Annotated in this window: 18 protein-coding genes; all 18 read left to right on the top strand. The window is 41.6% G+C overall.

What is annotated here, in order from left to right:
• The 18 genes from ABFX33_RS01320 to ABFX33_RS01235 all read left to right on the top strand — a co-directional run bounded on the left by ABFX33_RS01320 (position 1) and on the right by ABFX33_RS01235 (position 19,065).
• Entirely contained in the window at positions 1–882 is an 882-nt protein-coding gene (locus ABFX33_RS01320; RefSeq protein WP_346083786.1) for a LicD family protein, read from the top strand.
• Complete coding sequence (locus ABFX33_RS01315; RefSeq protein WP_346083784.1) at positions 875–1,804, top strand: glycosyltransferase family 8 protein; 930 nt, start codon at positions 875–877, stop codon at positions 1,802–1,804. The genes ABFX33_RS01320 and ABFX33_RS01315 overlap by 8 nt, the downstream gene beginning before the upstream one ends.
• Positions 1,805–2,791, top strand: coding sequence for a glycosyltransferase family 2 protein (locus ABFX33_RS01310; RefSeq protein WP_346083782.1), 987 nt, complete (start codon positions 1,805–1,807; stop codon positions 2,789–2,791).
• The gene (locus tag ABFX33_RS01305) at positions 2,772–4,103 is read left to right on the top strand and encodes a hypothetical protein (RefSeq protein ID WP_346083780.1); all 1,332 of its coding nucleotides are present in this window, start codon (positions 2,772–2,774) and stop codon (positions 4,101–4,103) included. The genes ABFX33_RS01310 and ABFX33_RS01305 overlap by 20 nt, the downstream gene beginning before the upstream one ends.
• Positions 4,087–5,211: a glycosyltransferase family 4 protein gene (locus ABFX33_RS01300; RefSeq protein WP_346083778.1), complete on the top strand. Its 1,125-nt coding sequence runs from the start codon at positions 4,087–4,089 to the stop codon at positions 5,209–5,211. Before ABFX33_RS01305 ends, ABFX33_RS01300 begins: the two co-directional genes overlap by 17 nt.
• Positions 5,208–6,344: a glycosyltransferase family 4 protein gene (locus tag ABFX33_RS01295; RefSeq protein ID WP_346083777.1), complete on the top strand. Its 1,137-nt coding sequence runs from the start codon at positions 5,208–5,210 to the stop codon at positions 6,342–6,344. Before ABFX33_RS01300 ends, ABFX33_RS01295 begins: the two co-directional genes overlap by 4 nt.
• Positions 6,345–6,346: 2 nt before the next feature.
• Complete coding sequence (locus tag ABFX33_RS01290; RefSeq protein WP_346083775.1) at positions 6,347–7,507, top strand: glycosyltransferase; 1,161 nt, start codon at positions 6,347–6,349, stop codon at positions 7,505–7,507.
• Positions 7,504–7,785 (top strand): PqqD family protein, encoded by a 282-nt coding sequence (locus tag ABFX33_RS01285; RefSeq protein WP_346083774.1) that lies wholly within the window; start codon positions 7,504–7,506, stop codon positions 7,783–7,785. The genes ABFX33_RS01290 and ABFX33_RS01285 overlap by 4 nt, the downstream gene beginning before the upstream one ends.
• Positions 7,786–7,787: 2 nt before the next feature.
• Positions 7,788–8,909 (top strand): nucleotidyltransferase family protein, encoded by a 1,122-nt coding sequence (locus ABFX33_RS01280; RefSeq protein WP_346083773.1) that lies wholly within the window; start codon positions 7,788–7,790, stop codon positions 8,907–8,909.
• 55 nt (positions 8,910–8,964) lie between these two features.
• Positions 8,965–9,885, top strand: coding sequence for a hypothetical protein (locus ABFX33_RS01275; protein ID WP_346083772.1), 921 nt, complete (start codon positions 8,965–8,967; stop codon positions 9,883–9,885).
• A gap of 10 nt (positions 9,886–9,895) precedes the next feature.
• Complete coding sequence (locus ABFX33_RS01270) at positions 9,896–10,690, top strand: polysaccharide biosynthesis/export family protein (RefSeq protein WP_346083771.1); 795 nt, start codon at positions 9,896–9,898, stop codon at positions 10,688–10,690.
• 5 nt (positions 10,691–10,695) lie between these two features.
• Complete coding sequence (locus ABFX33_RS01265; protein WP_346083769.1) at positions 10,696–13,095, top strand: GumC family protein; 2,400 nt, start codon at positions 10,696–10,698, stop codon at positions 13,093–13,095.
• 18 nt (positions 13,096–13,113) lie between these two features.
• Positions 13,114–13,563 (top strand): adenylyltransferase/cytidyltransferase family protein, encoded by a 450-nt coding sequence (locus ABFX33_RS01260; protein ID WP_346083767.1) that lies wholly within the window; start codon positions 13,114–13,116, stop codon positions 13,561–13,563.
• Between the two features lie 47 nt (positions 13,564–13,610).
• A complete protein-coding gene (locus ABFX33_RS01255) occupies positions 13,611–14,810 on the top strand; it encodes an OmpA family protein (protein WP_346083766.1) in 1,200 nt (399 codons plus the stop codon).
• Between the two features lie 132 nt (positions 14,811–14,942).
• Positions 14,943–16,415: an MATE family efflux transporter gene (locus tag ABFX33_RS01250; RefSeq protein WP_346083764.1), complete on the top strand. Its 1,473-nt coding sequence runs from the start codon at positions 14,943–14,945 to the stop codon at positions 16,413–16,415.
• A gap of 3 nt (positions 16,416–16,418) precedes the next feature.
• Complete coding sequence (locus tag ABFX33_RS01245) at positions 16,419–17,393, top strand: glycosyltransferase family 2 protein (RefSeq protein WP_346083762.1); 975 nt, start codon at positions 16,419–16,421, stop codon at positions 17,391–17,393.
• Between the two features lie 107 nt (positions 17,394–17,500).
• A complete protein-coding gene (locus ABFX33_RS01240) occupies positions 17,501–17,875 on the top strand; it encodes a hypothetical protein (RefSeq protein ID WP_346083761.1) in 375 nt (124 codons plus the stop codon).
• Positions 17,876–18,039: 164 nt separating this feature from the next.
• Positions 18,040–19,065 carry a hypothetical protein gene (locus ABFX33_RS01235; RefSeq protein ID WP_346083760.1) on the top strand — a complete coding sequence of 342 codons (1,026 nt, stop codon included), beginning with the start codon at positions 18,040–18,042 and terminating at the stop codon, positions 19,063–19,065.
• Positions 19,066–19,309 lie beyond the last annotated feature (244 nt).

The raw sequence follows: 19,309 nt of genomic DNA, 5'->3' as shown, positions 1-19,309 counted from the left end.
ATGATAAGTGAAAAAAGTAAAACCCGTTATAAGGAAATTATGCTCGATGTATTCAGAAAGTTTATTCAATTCTGTGAGGAGCACCAGCTGAACTATTTCTGTTGTGGAGGCACGGCGATCGGAGCAGTTCGACATGCTGGAATGATCCCTTGGGATGATGATATCGACGTACTGATGCCACGGCCTGATTACGATCAGTTTCTGAAATTATTTCCTGCGCAGGGATATCAGGGCTGCGAACTTGTGTTTGCTGAGCGCGATCACTCGTTTTATTTGCCTTTTGCGAAATTAATTGATACAAATACTTCTCTGGTGGAGTATCAGGATACACCCTGTGTACTAGGGGTATCAATAGATATCTTTCCGCTGGATGGAATATCAAGCAATTCAAATAAACAGGTTGAGTTGATGAAACGGTTTCGGCGCATTGCCAATAAGCTATTGGTGATTCCGAAACACCCTTTAAGCAATTTGAAAGCTAGTGTTAAACACTTGCTCAAGGGGCAGTTGCGGACAGCAATGAATGAATCAATGTATGCAATTGGAAAGAAAAGATCACGAACGAAAATACTGAAACAACTCTCAGATTTAATGCGAAAATATAGTTATGCAAATGCCCCTTATGTTGCTAACTATGGTGGTATGTGGGGTGTACGTGAGATCTCCCGACGGGAATGGTTTGATGGTTACTGCGAAATGGAATTTGAAGGCATGAAAGTACGATTGCCAAAAAACTATGATGCCTATTTGAGAGCTGTCTATGGAGATTATATGATTCCGCCACCAATCGAGGAGCGTGTTACACATCATAATTTAGCTTATCTGAATCTGGAAGAGCGTAAGGATATAGAGGCTATTAAATATGGAGGGAACCATGAATAAGATTCCGATTGTATTTAGTTTTGATGATAAAATGCTATTACCCGCAGGAGTCTGTATCAGCTCGTTATTGAGCCACGCTTCCGCAGATACTTATTATGATATTTTTATTCTGCATGATGAGAAGAGTACTTTCCCTAGATCTGGATTTTTGGAACAGCTTTCATCTCAATTTGCCAATTATAAGCTCACTTACAAAAATACAGCTAATCTGTTTGCGGGGGCATACGAAACTCGGGGGATCACCATTGCAACCTACTATCGGCTTTTGATTCCGGAGCTGGTAATCGAATACGGAAAAGTAATGTACCACGATGTAGACTTGATCTTTCGATCCGACTTATCTGCGATATTCCATCAGACAGATCTCCGCGATTGTTATGTAGCCGGTGTCCGATCTCCAGGAGGGTTTGACGAAGAGGTGAAAACTTATCGTGAGAACCTAGGGCTTGATTCTAGCCAATATATTCTGGCCGGAGATATTATTTTAAATCTGGATCTGATGCGGCAAGATGGACTTGTGGACCGATTCAAGACACAAGTCGCTGCTAATTCATACCGCTATCAGGATATGGATGTACTGAATATTGTCTGTAAAGGCAAAATCAAATTTTTACCTGCCTCCTTCTGTGGTACAGTTGAACTCTTCCGTTTTGCTGCTTATCGAAAGCAGCAATCTTTCTATAGCATAACAGAATTAGAGGCCATGCAGAAAGATGGGATTGTACATTACAACGGTACTAAGCCTTGGAATGCCTATTGTCCCAATTTTGATATCTGGTGGATGTATTATCGACAATCGGTATTCTACGATGCGAAGTACTATTTCGATTTTTTCGATGGAAAACGTAATGAATATGACAGCCTACCGCTTTGGAAGCGTGTAAAAATTCTGCTCCGTTTTTTCAAACCCAATAAAAAGTAGATGATGGAAAGTTTAATCACGGTTATCGTTCCGATTTATAAAGTTGAGCGATTTATTGGGCGATGTCTGCAGTCGCTGATGGAGCAGTGCTATCCAAATATCGAGTATATTTTGGTAGATGATGCTTCCCCCGATAGCAGCATAATCAGGGCTATGGAAATAGTTGATCAATATCCTGATCGACGTGATCAGGTACGTGTCATCGTCCATTCCCAGAACCGCGGACTTCCCGCAGCTCGTAATACTGGGCTTGAGTTTGCCCATGGGTCTTATATTTTCCATTGCGATAGCGATGACTGGGTTGACGTCAATATGTTTTCGGAGATGGTTGCCGCAGCCGAGCACCAGGGTGCAGATATTGTGTACAGTGATTTTTATTTATCCTTTGAGACGCGTGAGCGATACATGAAGCAGCCAGGTTATCAGCGGCGAGAAGAGTGCATACTTGCCATGTTAAATGGCAGTATGAAGTTTAATGTCTGGAACAAGTTGGTGCGCCGTGAATTGTATGAACGCAATAAAATCTGGTTTCCTGAAGGGCGGGCTATGGGCGAGGACATGACCATGTTTCAACTCTTTTGTCACGCGCGGTCTATTGCCCATCTACCAAAGGCCTATTATCATTATATGCAGGTCAACACAGGGGCTTTTACCAAGACATTTTCGAGTAAACATGTTGAGGATATTGTTTTCAACGTGAACAGGACAATTACCTATCTGAAACAATGTTATGGTGATCAGTTACGACAGGAACTGAATTTCTTTAAACTCAATATGAAGCTCCCCTTTTTGATCAGTACCGATCGTGCTATGTATGATATCTGGCAGACTTTGTTTCGCGAGGCAAATGATTATATAGATGCTAATCCCGCATTTTCTGCCCGCATCAAATTTATCCAGAAAGCGGCATTGAAGAAGAGGTACAATATTGTGAAAATTTATAATGTCTTAATCGTAAAATTTATTTATGGTGTTATCTACAAATAGTCAGGTTCTTTTAGACAACAGCAGGAATGAAGTAAAACCTAGGGTTTGGATTATTGCTTATGTTCTATTAGCATTTTTGGTCAGTTGTTATTTCTTTCCCTTCGAACTTACATTCTTACCAAAAGGGTTGAACACAAAGATTATGTTGGCCGCAGTAGGGATTCTTTTTTTAAGCGAGCATGTGGTCAGGGCGGGAGCCATTACGCTCGATGAAGGTCTAGTGCCAGCCATCCTATTTGCTGTGGTCTTTAGCATTTTCGGCTTCCTCTCTATGGAGATTAACAATTCCGATGATGCTTCCTATGCATCATATTTTATTTCATTCGGTACATGGTTATGCGCTAGTTATGCCGTATATCGGTGGCTCAAGATAGCACACCAGGAGGTGACTTTTAGAATTATGACAAATTATTTGGTCGTTATATCCGTTGTGCAGTGCTTTTTGGCTCTTTTAATTGATAGCAATGTCAATATCAAGTTGTTTGTCGACCAATATATAGCTCAGGATACAGTCGCTAATGTCGAATTTTTAACGAAAGTCAAACGTCTTTATGGCATCGGAGCCGCTCTGGATGTAGCAGGCACCCGTTTTTCAATTGTGTTGATATGCTTGATCGGTGTCATTCTCAATCTTCGACGCACATACTTTTCGAATGGTACAATGATTTTATACTGGTCTGCTTTTATGGTGATCGCTATTGTCGGCAATATGATTTCGCGGACCACTACCGTTGGCGTGATGATGGCTTTTTGTTATCTACTTTGCTATTCAAATTTGCTACGCGCTGAAGTTAGCGATTCTACTATACGTCTTTGGCGAATTATCCTCATGGTTACAGCATTTTTAGTGAGCATAGCAATATTCTTATATCAAGTCAATGACGATTTTAGAGAACAATTGCGATTTGGTTTTGAGGGTTTTTTCAATTTCGTTGAGAAGGGAACCTGGACAACAAGTTCTACCGAACGGTTAAATTCCGTAATGTGGATCTGGCCAGAGGTTCATGATATAAAAACATGGATAATCGGAAAAGCTGAATTTGATGATTGGCATGCCGTGGGCACGGATATCGGTTATTGTCGTTTTATTTTTTATAACGGTTTGCTGGGACTTGTTACTTTTTCAATGTTCTTTTTGCATAACGCATGGACAAGTGTCCGCAAATTTCCCGAACATCAGATCACGATATTCTTATTGCTTATTACCGGCTTTGTTATCTGGTTTAAGGTAGCTACAGATATTTTTCTGATTTATGCTCTATTGTACATGATTGATAGGCAAGAAAGGAGTGAAGGTGAAAATCGTTTATAATATATTGGGCACATTCAATTCTGGAGGAATGGAACGTGTTTTGACCAATAAGGCTAATTATTTGGTCGCTCAGGGCTATGATATCACCATAGTCACTACAGATCAGCAGGGACGAAAACCTTATTTTGACCTAGATGACCGTATTCATCAAATTGATTTGGGCATTAATTATACCAATGATCAGAATAAGGGGGTATTCGCCAAGTTATGGAATTATAGATGGAGACAGGTTAAACATAAAAGTAAGCTGAAGCAACTATTACTTCAGTTGAAAAGCGATGTGGTGATATCCATGTTTGATCATGACACTTCTTTTGTCCATAAAATGAACGATGGTAGCTTTAAGATTCTTGAAATTCACTTTTCAAGATATAAAAGACTCCAGTATGGCCGTCGTGGTGTTTGGAAGTTAGTCGATATATTACGCAATCGAGAGGATCTCAACATTGCCAGAAAATATGATCGTTTTGTTGTGCTGACTGAAGAAGATCGGATGTACTGGGGAAAGCTGCCCAATATCGCCGTTATTCCCAATGCAAATAGCTTTTCTGTGACAGATCAAGCACTGTTGGTCAATAAGAATGCCATCGCTGTTGGGCGGCTGGATTATCAAAAAGGTTTTGACAACTTGATTAAGATCTGGAAGATAATTCAATTGCAGCATCCGGAATGGACATTACACATTTATGGGAATGGTCCACTGAAGCGGCGCTTGGAAGATCTCATTAAGATCTTAGGGTTAACGGGGTGTGTACAGATTCATTCAGCTACCCCTGATATCAAAACAGCCTATTTGGCGAGTTCGATTTATCTGATGGCGTCCCGTTATGAAGGGTTACCAATGGCCTTGTTGGAGGCTCAAAGCTGTGGCCTCCCGATGGTATCCTATGCCTGTAAATGTGGTCCGAGAGATATCATCATTGAAGAAAAAAATGGCTTTCTCATAGCAGAAGGTGAAATGGAAGATTTTGCTTCTAAGATCAATTTACTTATAGAAAACGATGTATTAAGGAAAGTTATGGGGGAAAACGCCCGTACGATGTCGGCTCGATTTTCAGAGAATCAAGTAATGCAGCTGTGGTTAAACCTTTTTAAAAATTTGGTATGAGAAAAATTGTGATTTCGGCAGTAAACCTCGTAGAAGCAGGACCATTGGCAATATTACACGATTGCTTGGCCTATTTATCTGATTTGGCTTCTAAGGGTGAATACCATGTGATAGCCATCGTTCATACTAAGGATAAAGTGAATTTCCCATGTATTGAATACATAGAAACTACCTGGCCGAAAAAGCGCTGGATAAACCGTTTGTGGTACGAATACGTGTCGATGAAAAAGATTTCCAAAGCTATCGGTCCGGTATACCTGTGGTTTTCCCTGCACGATACATCACCAAGTGTCATTGCTGATAGGAGGGCTGTATACTGTCACAATGCTTTTCCTTTCTACGCTTGGCAATTACATGATCTCGTCTTTGCGCCAAAGATTGTCATGTTTGCACTTTTTACCAAATATATATACAGGACAAACATCCTTCGTAATAACTACGTGGTGGTGCAGCAAAATTGGTTGCGTGATGCCATGCAAAGCTTTTTTGGAATTCCATCGAACAAGTTGATTGTAGCAAGACCAGCAACAGCTGATTCAGCCTTGTTAAAACAGTCGGTAAGTAAAAAGGAATCTACGTTTTCATTTATCTATGCTGGTTCGCCTAACAGTCATAAGAATTTTGAAGTGTTATGTAAAGCGGTTGCAATACTCGAGCAAAACAAAGAGCCTCTAAATTTTAAGGTATACATTACTGTCAGGGGGAATGAAAATAAATACGCCAAGTGGCTTTATCAGAAGTGGGGAAAATCAGATAACATCCATTTCCTTGGTTTTTTGCCAAAAGCGGTATTGTCAAAGTACTATGAATGTTGTCACTGTCTCGTTTTTGCTTCCAAGGCTGAGTCCTGGGGCTTGCCTATTTCTGAATTTGCGAACTACAATAAATATATGATTTTGGCAGATCTCCCTTATGCTCACGAAACAGCTCAGGGAGCTAATCAGGTTGCATTTTTTGATCCAGATGATGCAAGGCAACTTGCGCGATTAATGTTGGCATGTATGCAGAAAAATACGACGGTATTTAAGCCTATAGCGCAGCATGAGATAAATCATCCCTTTACGCAGAGCTGGACGGATATGTTTGAGTTGCTATTGGATGATAAGATAACTATAAAGAATAAAATAAAATGATTATGAGGATATTACAGTTGGGGAAATTTTATCCTATTCGGGGCGGGGTAGAGAAGGTGATGTATGACTTAACCTTAGGGTTGTCAGAAAAAGAGATTTATTGTGACATGTTGTGCGCTTCCACAGAAGACCATGTGGCAGAGCCGATTCGTTTAAACAACTACGGACAAGTAATTGTGCTGAATACCAAGGTTAAAATGGCAGCAACGATGATTGCACCTGATATGGTGAGTACCCTTCGTCGCATCAAACATCGTTATGATATTATCCATATCCACCATCCGGATCCGATGGCTACTTTAGCTTTGTTCCTTTCTGGCTATAAAGGCAAAGTTGTGTTGCATTGGCACTCGGATATTCTCAAACAAAAGGCTTTACTTAAGTTGTACAGCCCCTTACAATCGTGGCTTATCCGACGTGCGGATATTATAGTCGGGACCACTCCGGTATATGTGGATGATTCTCCATTTTTACAGTATGTCAAACACAAAATAGATTATATCCCCATCGGAACACTGCCCGTACAGTCAGCTGAAGAAAAAGTGGCACAAATACGGGACAAATACCCAAACAAGTGCCTGATTTTTTCTCTGGGGCGTTTGGTCGAATATAAAGGGTACGAATATCTCATTCGTTCGGCCCTCTTCTTAGATGACAATTATCATATTGTCATTGGAGGAAAGGGGCCCCTTGAAGCGGAATTGAAAGATCTTATCGTCGAACTGAAAGTGGAGGATAAGGTGACGCTGCTGGGATATGTTTCTGATGCCGAGGTAGGGGACTATTTCCAGGCAGCCGATATTTTCTGCCTGAGCTCTATTTTGAAAACCGAAGCCTTTGCCATTGTTCAGATCGAAGCCATGTCCTGTGGAAAACCGGTCGTGTGTTCCTTTATTCCTGGGTCAGGTGTGAGCTGGGTAAATCGGCATGGTTTCTCAGGTTTGGTCGTTGACCAAAAAAATCCACAATCCTTGGCTGAGGCCTTTCATGAAATTTATACGGATAAAACGCTGTTTGAACAGCTGAAATGGGGAAGCAGAAATCGATATGAGAACCATTTCACACGGGATAAGATGGTACAGAAGTGTATGGATATCTACGCGCGAACTTTTGTACAGCAAAAAGGAAAAACAGTGCAGCCACAAAAAATCAATTCACTATGAAAGAATATATGGAATTCCGGACAGATTTTTTAGTGCGTTGCATCAACGGAACCTACTATGTTGTTGATCCTGGCGATGGACCATTGGATATTTCACAGGTCTTCACGCTAAGCGAAAGTACAGCATTTCTATTTACAACATTCCGAGGTAGAAAGTTCACTGTGTCGTGTTTGGAGGAAGCTATGGGCCAGGAATATGAGTCTGATTCGGCAATAATTAAGCAAGACGTAGCTAAGTTGGTGAGTTTTCTTGAGGGACATAAATTTTTAAAAGACTAATCATGTTAAGACATAGATCGACAAAGATATTCTTCGACTTACTTCGGGCAGGTTTATGGAAAAGTCCTCTTGCGCAGTTAAACTGTTTTCCTCTTTCTGAACAAGAATGGGGAGCGATCTACAAACTCTCTATCGAACAGGCAGTCGATGGTATTGTCTTTGACGGTTTATTGCAATTACCGCACGAATTATTCCCTCCTAGAAGGCTTTTTATTAAATGGTTTGTGCGTAAGGAAAAGATCGAGCAACTTAATCAGGTTATGGAAACTGAGATTGCAGAGCAAGCTGCAATGTTTCAAGCTGTAGGACTGTCTCCCTTATTAATTAAAGGCCAGGGAGTTGCCAAATGTTATACAAATCCAAAGAGTAGGATCTGTGGAGATATCGACTGGGTTTTCTTGAATAAAAAGGATTTGGAAAAAGCAATCAATCAGGTTAAAATGCAGGGACTTACTGTTGTAAAGGACAGTTCAGGTAGTGCGTTGCTTAAATGGAAGACCTGTGAAATGGATCTTCATAACCGGATGTTTGATCTTTATAATCCCTTTCTCAAAGATTTTCTGTTTGCATTCATGAAAAGCGAAAAGCGCAGGAGACAGCAGATAAAAATGCATGATACTACTATTCTTTTGCCCTCTATTATGGAGCAGATGCTCATAGTTAATACCCATATTTTTCGTCATCTGCTATCCTTTGGGATCGGGTTAAGACAGGTTTGTGATTCAGCGATGCTTTATGCAAATTATCATGACCAATATGACCGGCGTCAATTGGATAGGCTCTATCATTATCTTGGAATTGGCAGGTGGACCACTGCACTCCATGTTTTATTGGTCCAGTATATCGGCTTACCAAAAGTCTTCCTGCCGGTCGCTATCAATGAAGATGCAGATGTAGATTGGATAATGGAGGATATTCTGTTATCTGGAAATTTTGGTTTTCATGCTCCCCGGGATAAAAACAATAGTTCTGGTACACATATGGGGAATCGACGTATGTATAGAAGCTGGTTTGGACGTGTTCTAAACTATTTTCCGCTAGCCCCAATGGAATCGATGTGTTTTCCTGTGGTTCATCTATACAATAGCTTAACAAACCGTAGAATACCACCCCATAACTCGTGACATTGAGGAGCGCGTAAGCGATAATATTAAGAAATTAACTAAACAAAAAAATAAAATGAAAACGATTGAAGCATGTCCTGAGCAAGGCCATAAAATTGCCTATTATCGAATAGGTGGTTATTTAATGCGTATTACTATGCCATTTGGTATGGATGTGAGTGTGTGGCTACCCTCTTTTACTGATTTTATAGAAGACTGTTCGGATGCGGCAGATCAGGCTATTGGTATATCTCTTCATATTGGGAAATTTCAGGATGTTTTGACTGATCAGAAAGTGCTGGTCGATCAGGAGGGCAAATTTGGTCGACGTTTTACAATCGAGGAATACGCAGACGCATATTTAACAACAGTATATTCCCGGACTTTATCTGTAGAATGGCAGATGACGAGTACTAAAGATTTTAGTTGCTCAACAATTTATATGTCTCGAGTAGTAGATAATAGTGCAATTTTCCCCTGGTTACTCAAGCTGGCATTTGGACAAGCTATTATTTTTAAAAAGGGCATGCTGATACATGCTTCGGTCATTGCTTTGGGTGAAATAGGTATTGCTTTTCTGGGGAAAAGCGGTGTGGGCAAAAGTACCCATAGCCAACAGTGGAAGGAACAGATCGCTGGCAGCCGTTTACTCAACGATGATAATCCATTGATGCGCGTCAATCAAGATGGCGAAGTTTCTATTTATGGGACTCCATGGAGCGGTAAGACCTCTTGCTATGTAGCTGAACAAAAGACTCTAAAGGCAATTGTGAGGTTAGAGCAAGGAGATTGCAATCGGCTCACCTGGATTACCGGCAAAGAGGCTTTTTTGACGTTGGTTCCAAGCGTACTGTCGTTCCGCTGGAACAAGGACGCGTATAATCTGATGTTAGACAGCTTAGAACAGGTTGTGCAATTTGTATCTATTGGCGCATTTACCTGTATGGCCAATGCTGAATCTGCCAATTACTGTTATCAAGAAGTATTAACTAGATAAAATAAATGATATGAAACGTATTATCTACCTATTTACCCTTATGGGATTATTTTTAATAAGTTCCTGTATTTCATCCAAAAAGAGCGTATATGTTGGCAATATGGTGCCCGATTCTATTTATTTGGCAAAACAGGCCATGCCATTACTGGCTCAGACGGGAGATCGGTTACGGATCGTCATTAGCGCTAGAAATGCGGAGCTTGCTGCTCCTTTTAACAATGTGGGCGGCTCATCTAAAGTGGATGAAAGAGGGCAGGTATCAAGCTCTGGTTCCCAAGAGTTAGCGCGCGGATACTTGGTCGATCAGCAGGGGCAAATCAGTTTTCCTGTACTTGGGAATGTTTTGGTTGGCGGCCATTCGCTCGCCGATGTAAAGGCACTTATTGAAGAAAAACTTGTTGAACAACGCCTCCTCCAGCAGCCATCTGCGACAGTTGAACTTGAAAATTTGAAAATCAATGTCATTGGAGAGGTGACCAGGGTCGGTGTAGTTGATGTACCTGATGGCCGCATTACGCTTTTTGATGCAATTGCAAAAGCTGGTGGCCTGACTGTAAATGGTTCACCTACAGATGTTACCATTATTCGTGAAGAGGATGGCCACCGCAGATTGATCGCCGCGAATCTGGAGTCGCAGGAAGTTTTTGAATCTGCGGGCTATTATCTTCAACAGAACGATATCGTCTATGTAAAACCCAAGGGACGAAGGATGTCACCAAATGAAGAGGCAAATTTTCGCTATGTATCTGTTGGTGTCGGTCTATTGTCTCTCGTATTAACTTTTGTAAATCTATTAGTCAAGTAATTGAAATGAACACAATTGAAAAAGAAAGTGGCGTAGTTACACGAAGAGATAAAAGTGTCAATATTGTAGACCTGTTCAAATATCTTTTATTCCACTGGCGTTGGTACGTGCTTTCTGTCCTTGTCTTTGGCGGTTTTTTTCTCTATCAGTATAGTAAAACCCCATTTATGTACAGTCAGTCGGAGACTGTTATGATCAAGACGCCGATGAATACTTTGGCTACCGCGCGTATCACTAGACCCAGTAATATGTACAATTCCATCAGTGTGGCGAGTGAGATCCTGCAGTTAAAGTCGAAAGAGCTAATGCGCCAAACGATCAGCCGAATAGATGGCGATATGAGCTATGTCGTTAAACAGGGGATTCGCGAAGTTGAGTTATATAAAAATTCACCTATCCGGGTAGAGTTAACAGCGAAAGCTCCCGACTATAATTGTGCTTTTAAGGCAATACCTGTTGATGACCAATATGTTCTTGTGAAAGGCTGGGAAGATGGAAAGAAAGATGAATTGCGTATTGCATTTGACAGAGAAGTAAATACTCCTTTTGGACGTGTCCGCATTTCCAAAAGCCGCTACTACACTTCTGAGTTTATTGGAAAAGAGATCAATGTGCGCAAGTCCTCCCGTGAAGCTATGGTCAATTACTTTAGTGGAAATCTCAAAATTACACAGATGGAAGACGACGCGTCGTTGCTACAGGTATCAATAGATGACCGTTCACCGAAGCGGGCAGCAGATTTGATAACGACTTTGATTACCGTCTACAATGAGTTGTCATTAAAAGATAAAAACCAGATCGCCGTTAACACAGCTAATTTTATTCGTGCGAGATTAAATATTATACAACGGGAGCTCGGTTCAGTTGAATCGGATATAGAGCAGATAAAGACCGCTAATGAAGGGATGGATATTCCGACAGCAGGACAGATGTTCGTGAACGACAGCCGAGAACTTCAGACTGAGCGTAATAAGATCGAGACGGACATCAAGCTTGCCGAAATGATGCGCCAATACTTGACCGATGAAAAGAAACAAAATGAGTTAATTCCCTATAATACGGGTTTGGTGGACCAAGGAGTTGAAAATCAGATTAGTGAGTACAATACGATACTGTTACGCCGCCAACGTCTTGCAGACGGCAGTGGTCTGGAGAATCCCGTTATTAAAGATATTGACCGTGTATTGAATGAAATACGGAATAATATCCATGGTGCCGCAGAGAATGCGTTGACAAGTTTGAAAATTAAAAGAAATAATATTCAAAAAATTGAAAATCAAGCACAGGGGAAAGCTGTCCAGATGCCTGAAAAGCAACGTATTTTGCTCTCCGTCGAACGGCAACAGAAAGTGAAGGAAGAGCTTTATGTATTCCTGCTTAATAAACGCGAGGAAAATGCGCTGAATCAAGCGATGACAGAGGATAATATCAGGGTTATAGATCCCGCGGCAGGATCACAGCAGCCCATATCCCCTAGTAAGCCCAAGAAATTTTTGTTAGGGATGTTGCTAGGTTTCACCTTACCTACTGTTGTACTCTTATTACTTCAGGCATTGAATATGGCTGTACGCGACCGCAAAGATATTGAGCAAGTATTGACTGTGCCATTTCTGGGCGAAATTCCACTGGCCAAACGAAGTCAGCAGGGAGAAGCTGATGTTGTTGTCAGCAATACAGGGCGTGATCCGCTCACCGAGGCGTTCCGTATTTTGCGTACCAATATCAATTTTATGACAAGAGGGGGCGTGCTGCCCAAGGTACTGACATTTACGTCATTCAGTACCGGTGCAGGTAAAACATTTAGTGCATTAAATCTGGCGACAACATTGAGTTATTTGGATAAACAAGTTGTTGTTGTCGATCTGGATCTCCGAAAGGGGACACTAAGCTCAAAGGTAGGAGCGACGATGGGAAAAGGGGTGAGTCATTATTTAGCTGATGCAAGCTTACCCTTATCATCTATTATTCATAAAAGCAATAGTGCAAATAATGTAGACATTATCCCGATCGGGACTGTGGCGCCAAATCCTGTTGAATTGCTCCTTTCATCGCGGTTGGATGAGATGATCTTGACACTACGTGAACAGTATGATTATATCGTTGTGGACGGGGTTCCGGTTGGCATAGTGGCCGACGCGAAGATCGTTGACCGCATTTCAGATCTTACCCTGTTTATTGTGCGGGCAGGCAAGACAGACCGTCGTCAACTGCCTGAGCTGGAGAACATATACCGCAATAAGCAGCTCTCAAATCTAGCTGTTGTCCTCAATGGATTGAAGTTAGGTGCAGCAGGTTATGGCTACGGTTATAGTTATGGTTACGGCTATGGTTACGTGGACTCCAATAAATTCTCGCTTAGACGATTCATTAAAAGTATGACCAACCGCTTTAACACTAAACATTAATCTGACAAATCATATAGAATGAACAGACATGATAACGAAAGGGAGCTTCGTGTTGGGATCACCTTTTCTACTTTCGATTTGCTCCATGCCGGGCATATTATGATGCTAGCCGAAGCCAAGCGTCGATGTGACTATCTGATTTGCGGACTACAGATAGATCCTACTGTCGATCGGAAGCAAAAGAATATGCCCACACAGACGGTTGTGGAACGCTATATCCAATTGCGGGGCTGTAAGTACGTCGATGAAATCGTTCCTTACTCCACCGAACAAGATCTTGAGGACATTTTGCGCTCTTTTAAATTAGATGTCCGGATTATCGGTGAGGAATACGAGACAACGGATTTTACCGGTCGTAAATACTGCGAGCAAAAAGGGATCGCGCTTTATTACAACAGTCGTGATCATCGTTTTTCCAGTTCGGGATTAAGAAAGATCATTGCTCAAAAGGAGCTTGATAAGCAGTAACTCAAGATTGACAAATACTATTTTATCACTTTAATTTATAAATATTTATGAAACCACTAATTACAGCACTGCTGCTTACAGCAGGGTCTGTCCAGGTCTATGGACAGACTGAAACGGTCCGTATGGATACCATCAAGACGGTCGATCAGGATAAATACCGCGTGACGACCAATCATTTCTGGGACAACTGGTTTATTGGCGCAGGAGCCGGAGTACAACATTATTTTGGCGACCACAATAAGCAGATGAAGTTTTCAGAAACCCTCTCACCAAATTTTTCGGCTTATTTCGGTAAATGGTTTACCCCGGGTATAGGTGCGCGCGTTGGAGCAAGTGGGTTTAAAATTGTAGGTGTTACACAGAATGGTGCACATTCTACTGGGGAACGTTATGACGGGAAGCCTTGGGATGGTTATTGGCTGTATAATAAAGAGTTTAACTATTTCCATTTGAATGGAGATGTGCTTTTCAATCTGACCAATATTTTTGGTGGTTACCGTCCGGATAGGTTTTACGAAATCAGTCCCTATGCAGGTTTGGGATGGATGGTGACGAATGATGAGCCCAAAGCCAAAGAGGTCAGTGCCAACTTGGGTATTTACAATACATTCCGGTTGACAAACGCTTTGCAATTGACATTGGATGTTCGTGGGAGTTTAGTGAATGACCGTTTTGATGGGGAGCTTGGGGGCCGTAAAAACGAAGGTTCACTGGCGGCACAGATCGGTTTAGTTTATAAATTTCCAAAACGCGATTGGGACAAAAGCACAGAGACCGTCATTCGCTATGATCAGCAAGTGTTAGATAGATTACGTGACCAGGTTAACAAATTAGCTGCGGATAATGATGCATTGCGCAGACAGCTGGCTGAGTCTAAAAATGAGGTCATTACTGATGTAAAAGTACACGATCGTGTATTAGCAGCACCTATCTTAATGACTTTCCCGATCAACAAGAGTACAGTGAGCAACGAAGCGCGTACCAATTTAGGCTTTTTTGCTAAAGTTATCAAAGCCGGAAGCCCGGAAGTTGTCTACAAAGTTACTGGTTATGCAGATAAAGGAACCGGAAGTCCACAGACCAACGAGCGTCTGAGCCGTGAGCGTGCCCAAGCGATTTACAATGTATTGACCAGAGAGTTTGATGTCAATCCGAATCAACTGAAAGTAGATTACAAAGGCGGAGTGGATAACATGTTCTATGATGACCCACGTCTGAGCAGAGCGGTTATTACGATCGCGGAATAATTTGAAGAATAAAATCCCCCGCAGCCTAATGTGGGGGATTCATGATCAGTTTAAAGCAACAGTATAAGATATTACATGGTTTCGGACAACAATAAAAGGATCGCTAAAAACACATTTTTTCTGTATATCAGGATGTTATTTACTTTAGGGGTGACGCTGTACACCTCGCGTGTAGTCCTTCAGGTTTTGGGGGTGGAAGATTTTGGGATATTCAATGTTGCGGGTGGTGTCGTTGCAATGTTTTCCTTTCTTAATTATTCCTTGGCAGGAGTGACCCAGCGTTTTCTGACTTTTGAAATCGGGAAAGAGAATTGGCTCCGTCTGCTGAAGGTGTTCAATATCAGTGTATCTATTCATTTGATCATCGCTGGGATTATCCTCCTGCTGGGTGAGACAATTGGTCTTTGGGTGGTGTGCGAAAAACTGGTGATACCAGCCCATCGGCTCCCGGCAGCATTGTGGGTCTATCATCTGGCCATCTTTTCGGCAATTTTCAGCATTATGAATGTCCCATATGTGGGGGTCATTATCGCCCGGGAACGTATGGGCATTTTTGCTTCGATTTCTATGATAGATGTTGTCTTTAAACTTGTGATTGTTTATGCACTGACATTATTTTCTTTTGACAAGTTACAACTATACGGCATATTGATCTTTGTGTCATCGGCCATTATCTTTTTATTGTATCGTTACGTTAGTTTTCGGGAATTCGAAGAGACTCATATCAAAAAACTTATCTGGGATCGTGTACTGTTTCGGGAGATTGCCTCTTTTGCTGGTTGGGCGATGAATGGCAATTTGGCTGTGGTAGGTTATACCCAAGGTCTGAATGTCCTTTTGAACTTATTTTTCGGTCCGGCAACCAATGCGGCAAGGGCAGTCGCTGTCCAGGTACAAAATGCCGTTAATGGCTTTTCTTCAGGTTTTCAGACCTCTCTCAATCCGCAGATTACCAAGAACTACGCAACAGGAGAGCTTACCCATATGCACAAATTGATCTTTACCAGTTCGAAGCTTTCCTTCTTTTTGCTGTTAGTCATTTCCCTGCCTCTGTTTTATGAAACTCCTTTTGTTCTTGGCCTCTGGTTGGGACAAGTTCCAGATGGTAGTATCAATTTTATACGGCTGACGCTGTTGGTGGGATTATTCTCCACATTAAGTAATCCATTGATCGTTGCCATTCACGCTACGGGGAATATCAAGAGGTTCCAGCTCTGGGAGGGGTCCATCCTGTTGCTGATCGTGCCGATATCCTATTTTATATTGAAATTCGGCTATCCTGCTGAATCGGTGTTTGTTGTTCATTTGTTGATCGCGTTGATTGCTCAGGGCATCCGGATATGGATCGTGGGCCATGCTATTGCGATGGACCGTATCCAGTACTTCAAAAAGATCGTGTTACGGATATTGGTAGTATTACCAATCTGTGCGGTTTGCTCTTTTGGAGTTCACTGCAATTTACCTGAAGGATTCTTACGAGTAGCGTGCGTTGGTTTGACAGGAATGCTCTCTGTTGTGTTTTTCCTTTATCTTTTCGGACTGGATCAAACAGAGAAGCTGGTGGTCAAAAGCTATATGAAAAAATTAACCTCAAGAAAAAAATAAGTTATGCAAGTGAAAGTTTCAGTTATCATACCATTTTTTAATGCCGCTAATTACATCGCAAACTGCGTACACTGTTTATTTGGACAGACCTTATCCGAAACGGAATTTATTTTTGTGAACGACTGCAGTACAGATGATAGTCTTATTATTCTGGAAAATACCATTGCGATCTATTTCCATAGAGGCAGGACCGTGAAAATTATTAATCATGCGGAAAATAAAGGTGCGGCTACAGCCCGCAATTCAGGCCTAGCGCATGCCTCTGGCGAATGTATAGGCTGGTTGGATTCAGATGACTGGATTGATACGCATCTATTTGAAGAAATGTACAGTAAGTTGATTCAGGATGAGGCTGATATTGTCTGGTGTGACTTTTACAATACCTATCACGATAGGGAGGATTATATCCGACAGGAATATTCAGCAAAGTCACATGACTGTATAAAAGGTCTGATCAAAGGCGATCTAATGGGGGGATTATGTAATAAACTTGTCCGCAGATCTGTATTTACCGATCATCAAATCCAATTTCCGGACGGTATGAATATGTGTGAGGACTTACGTGTGTCGGTGCAGCTCTTTTACTACGCAAAGCGTGTATCTTACCTCCATGCAGCCTACTATCATTATGTCAAGTATCGCGCTGATTCAATTAGTAGCAGTCGGGTAGGAAGTGATCAAGCTGACCAAGGCTGGATTGAAAATGTCAAAGGTATTGCAGCGTTCGTTGCCAGTAAGAGTGATTTGGCACTTTCGGAGGAAATACAATTATTAAAACTAAGACCAAAGAAAAATCTGTTGGTCAATGGAACAACTGTGGCTGCATATAAAACATGGCGTGGTATATTCCCCGAAGCCAATGATTTCATTTGGAAGACTCAATTGCCAGCCCATTACAAAGTACTAGCCTGGTGCGCAAACCACAAATTATGGGCTCCCATTAGCTTGGCGCTATGGGCAAAGGGATGGATTAGATAGCATTATCTGGATGTCAGTGACAACAGCGGTCATACTGTCTGTATTCTTCTACCCAAGCGTGCTAATATCAGAAACAATGAAGTATAAAATAATTAATTGTAACGGTTATGATTGATAAAAATACAGAGTTAGAAAGGCTGGAAGCCGCAAGACAAGTTTTGTTGGGTAACCTCTTTATTGAAGAGGCAATGATCCAATGTAATATTAAGGATAAAAGGACAATGGTCAATTGGCTCAAGCGCGCGATACTAGTGGCTGCACCTGAAAGTTCTGGTATAACAGTTAGTGGGGCTTCAGCTGAAGCCCCACTAATAACTGTCGAATCGAGAAACAAGGGGGCGGACCAATTGCAATTGCTGGTTGACAAAAACAAAGATCTGGTAAGATACCAGAGCCTATTGAATAATCGGATTAATGAACTTGAAGCATTGATTGCCTATGCCGAGAGGAAGTTCAAAATTAAAATTAGGCGAATGAAGTAATTCAATTTTAATACATTAAGGTTCAGCGTACTTGAATCAAGGTTTCTTATGTTTAGTTGGCGGATCCAGGAGCCCCGCAAGGACAGCGGGGCAAATGGATCTTTTTAAGCTAGATTTTTGTAAACATAAATTAAGTGGAATATATAATTATTAATTAATGCACGATGAGAAAGAATAAGTTTTTAATCTTTAATTGTTTGATCCTAGTTGGATTGACATGTCAAGTGTCCTGTAAATCCGATCCAGTTGATTCGGATATTACCAAAGCTTCTGCGGCCAGTTTTGAAGCCTTGCGATCCGATTTTATAGATAGTAAGGCCCAAGGTGTCAATTTTCCAGCTGAATCCGGAGTGGATTTTACCTCCAGTATGGGGGCACGAGTTCAGATTCCGTCTGACTGTCTGAATGATGCCAATGGCAGGCCTGTCAAGGGGCAGGTTAGTTTGACTTTTGTCGAATTATATGATCGCGGTGGTATGCTTTTGGCTAATAAGCCTTTAATGGGAGTGAATGACCAGGGACAGTTACTTCCTTTGGTCACTGGAGGACAATATTATCTGACTGTCAAACAGGGTGAAAAAGATCTTCGGCCCGGCTGTTCGTTTCATGTACAAATTCCAGCGCGTCATACGGGTGGTATTGATCAAGAGATGCGGTTGTGGAAAGGTTTAATCGGTGCGGAAGGTAATCTCAATTGGCTTGATATTTTTGATCCAAAGGTTAATCCAGCCCAAGGAGATGAGCCGAGATTTGAGGAAGGCTTGGGCGTTATTGCAGGTGATACCGGCCAATATAGCGCTTATTATGACATCTTGAGTGCCTATTTTGGTTGGACAAATGTCGATCGTTTTGTTATGGTCGATGGTCCCAAAACCAAGATTCAGGTGCAAGTTCCAGAGGGGTACGATCAGCGTAATTCAGCCGTGTATTTGCTGTATGAAGACGAACCTAATGCCTTGGCACAACTTGATATCTATGATACCAAAGGTAAGTTTTTTACTGAACATTATGGGTTTGTACCCGTTGGGTTAAAAGTCCACATTGTCTTTGCATCTGCAAGTGGTCAGAAAGTGGTTTATTCCATCAAAGATGTACAGGTAACAAATAATGCCGTGTACACATTTGCTCAAGGAGATTTAAAAACAATGGATAAAGAAAATTTAGTTAAGATGATCAATTCGCTTAAATAATCTTACTTTCTCCCTACTGTCGCCCGTCGGACACAGTCCGGCGAGGCGACACTTTGGTTATATCTTCATATCTCAGGAAGAACGTTGTGGTTTTTTGCTGAATTTATATCTATTGCTTTCACGGTCTCACTTAAAGCCCATCCGATTACGTTCTTATCTCTAGATCGATTACAGTGGTTAAATATAACCATCCCTGCTGCGTTTTGATGTAAGTGATTTCCGCTTCCCATGCTGCCAAGTGTTC

Origin of the sequence: Sphingobacterium ginsenosidimutans (genome assembly GCF_039536865.1) — a bacterium.
Lineage (GTDB): Bacteria > Bacteroidota > Bacteroidia > Sphingobacteriales > Sphingobacteriaceae > Sphingobacterium > Sphingobacterium detergens.
The sequence above is the reverse complement of the archived record's forward strand: the minus strand, read 5'-3'. Positions and strand labels throughout refer to the sequence as shown.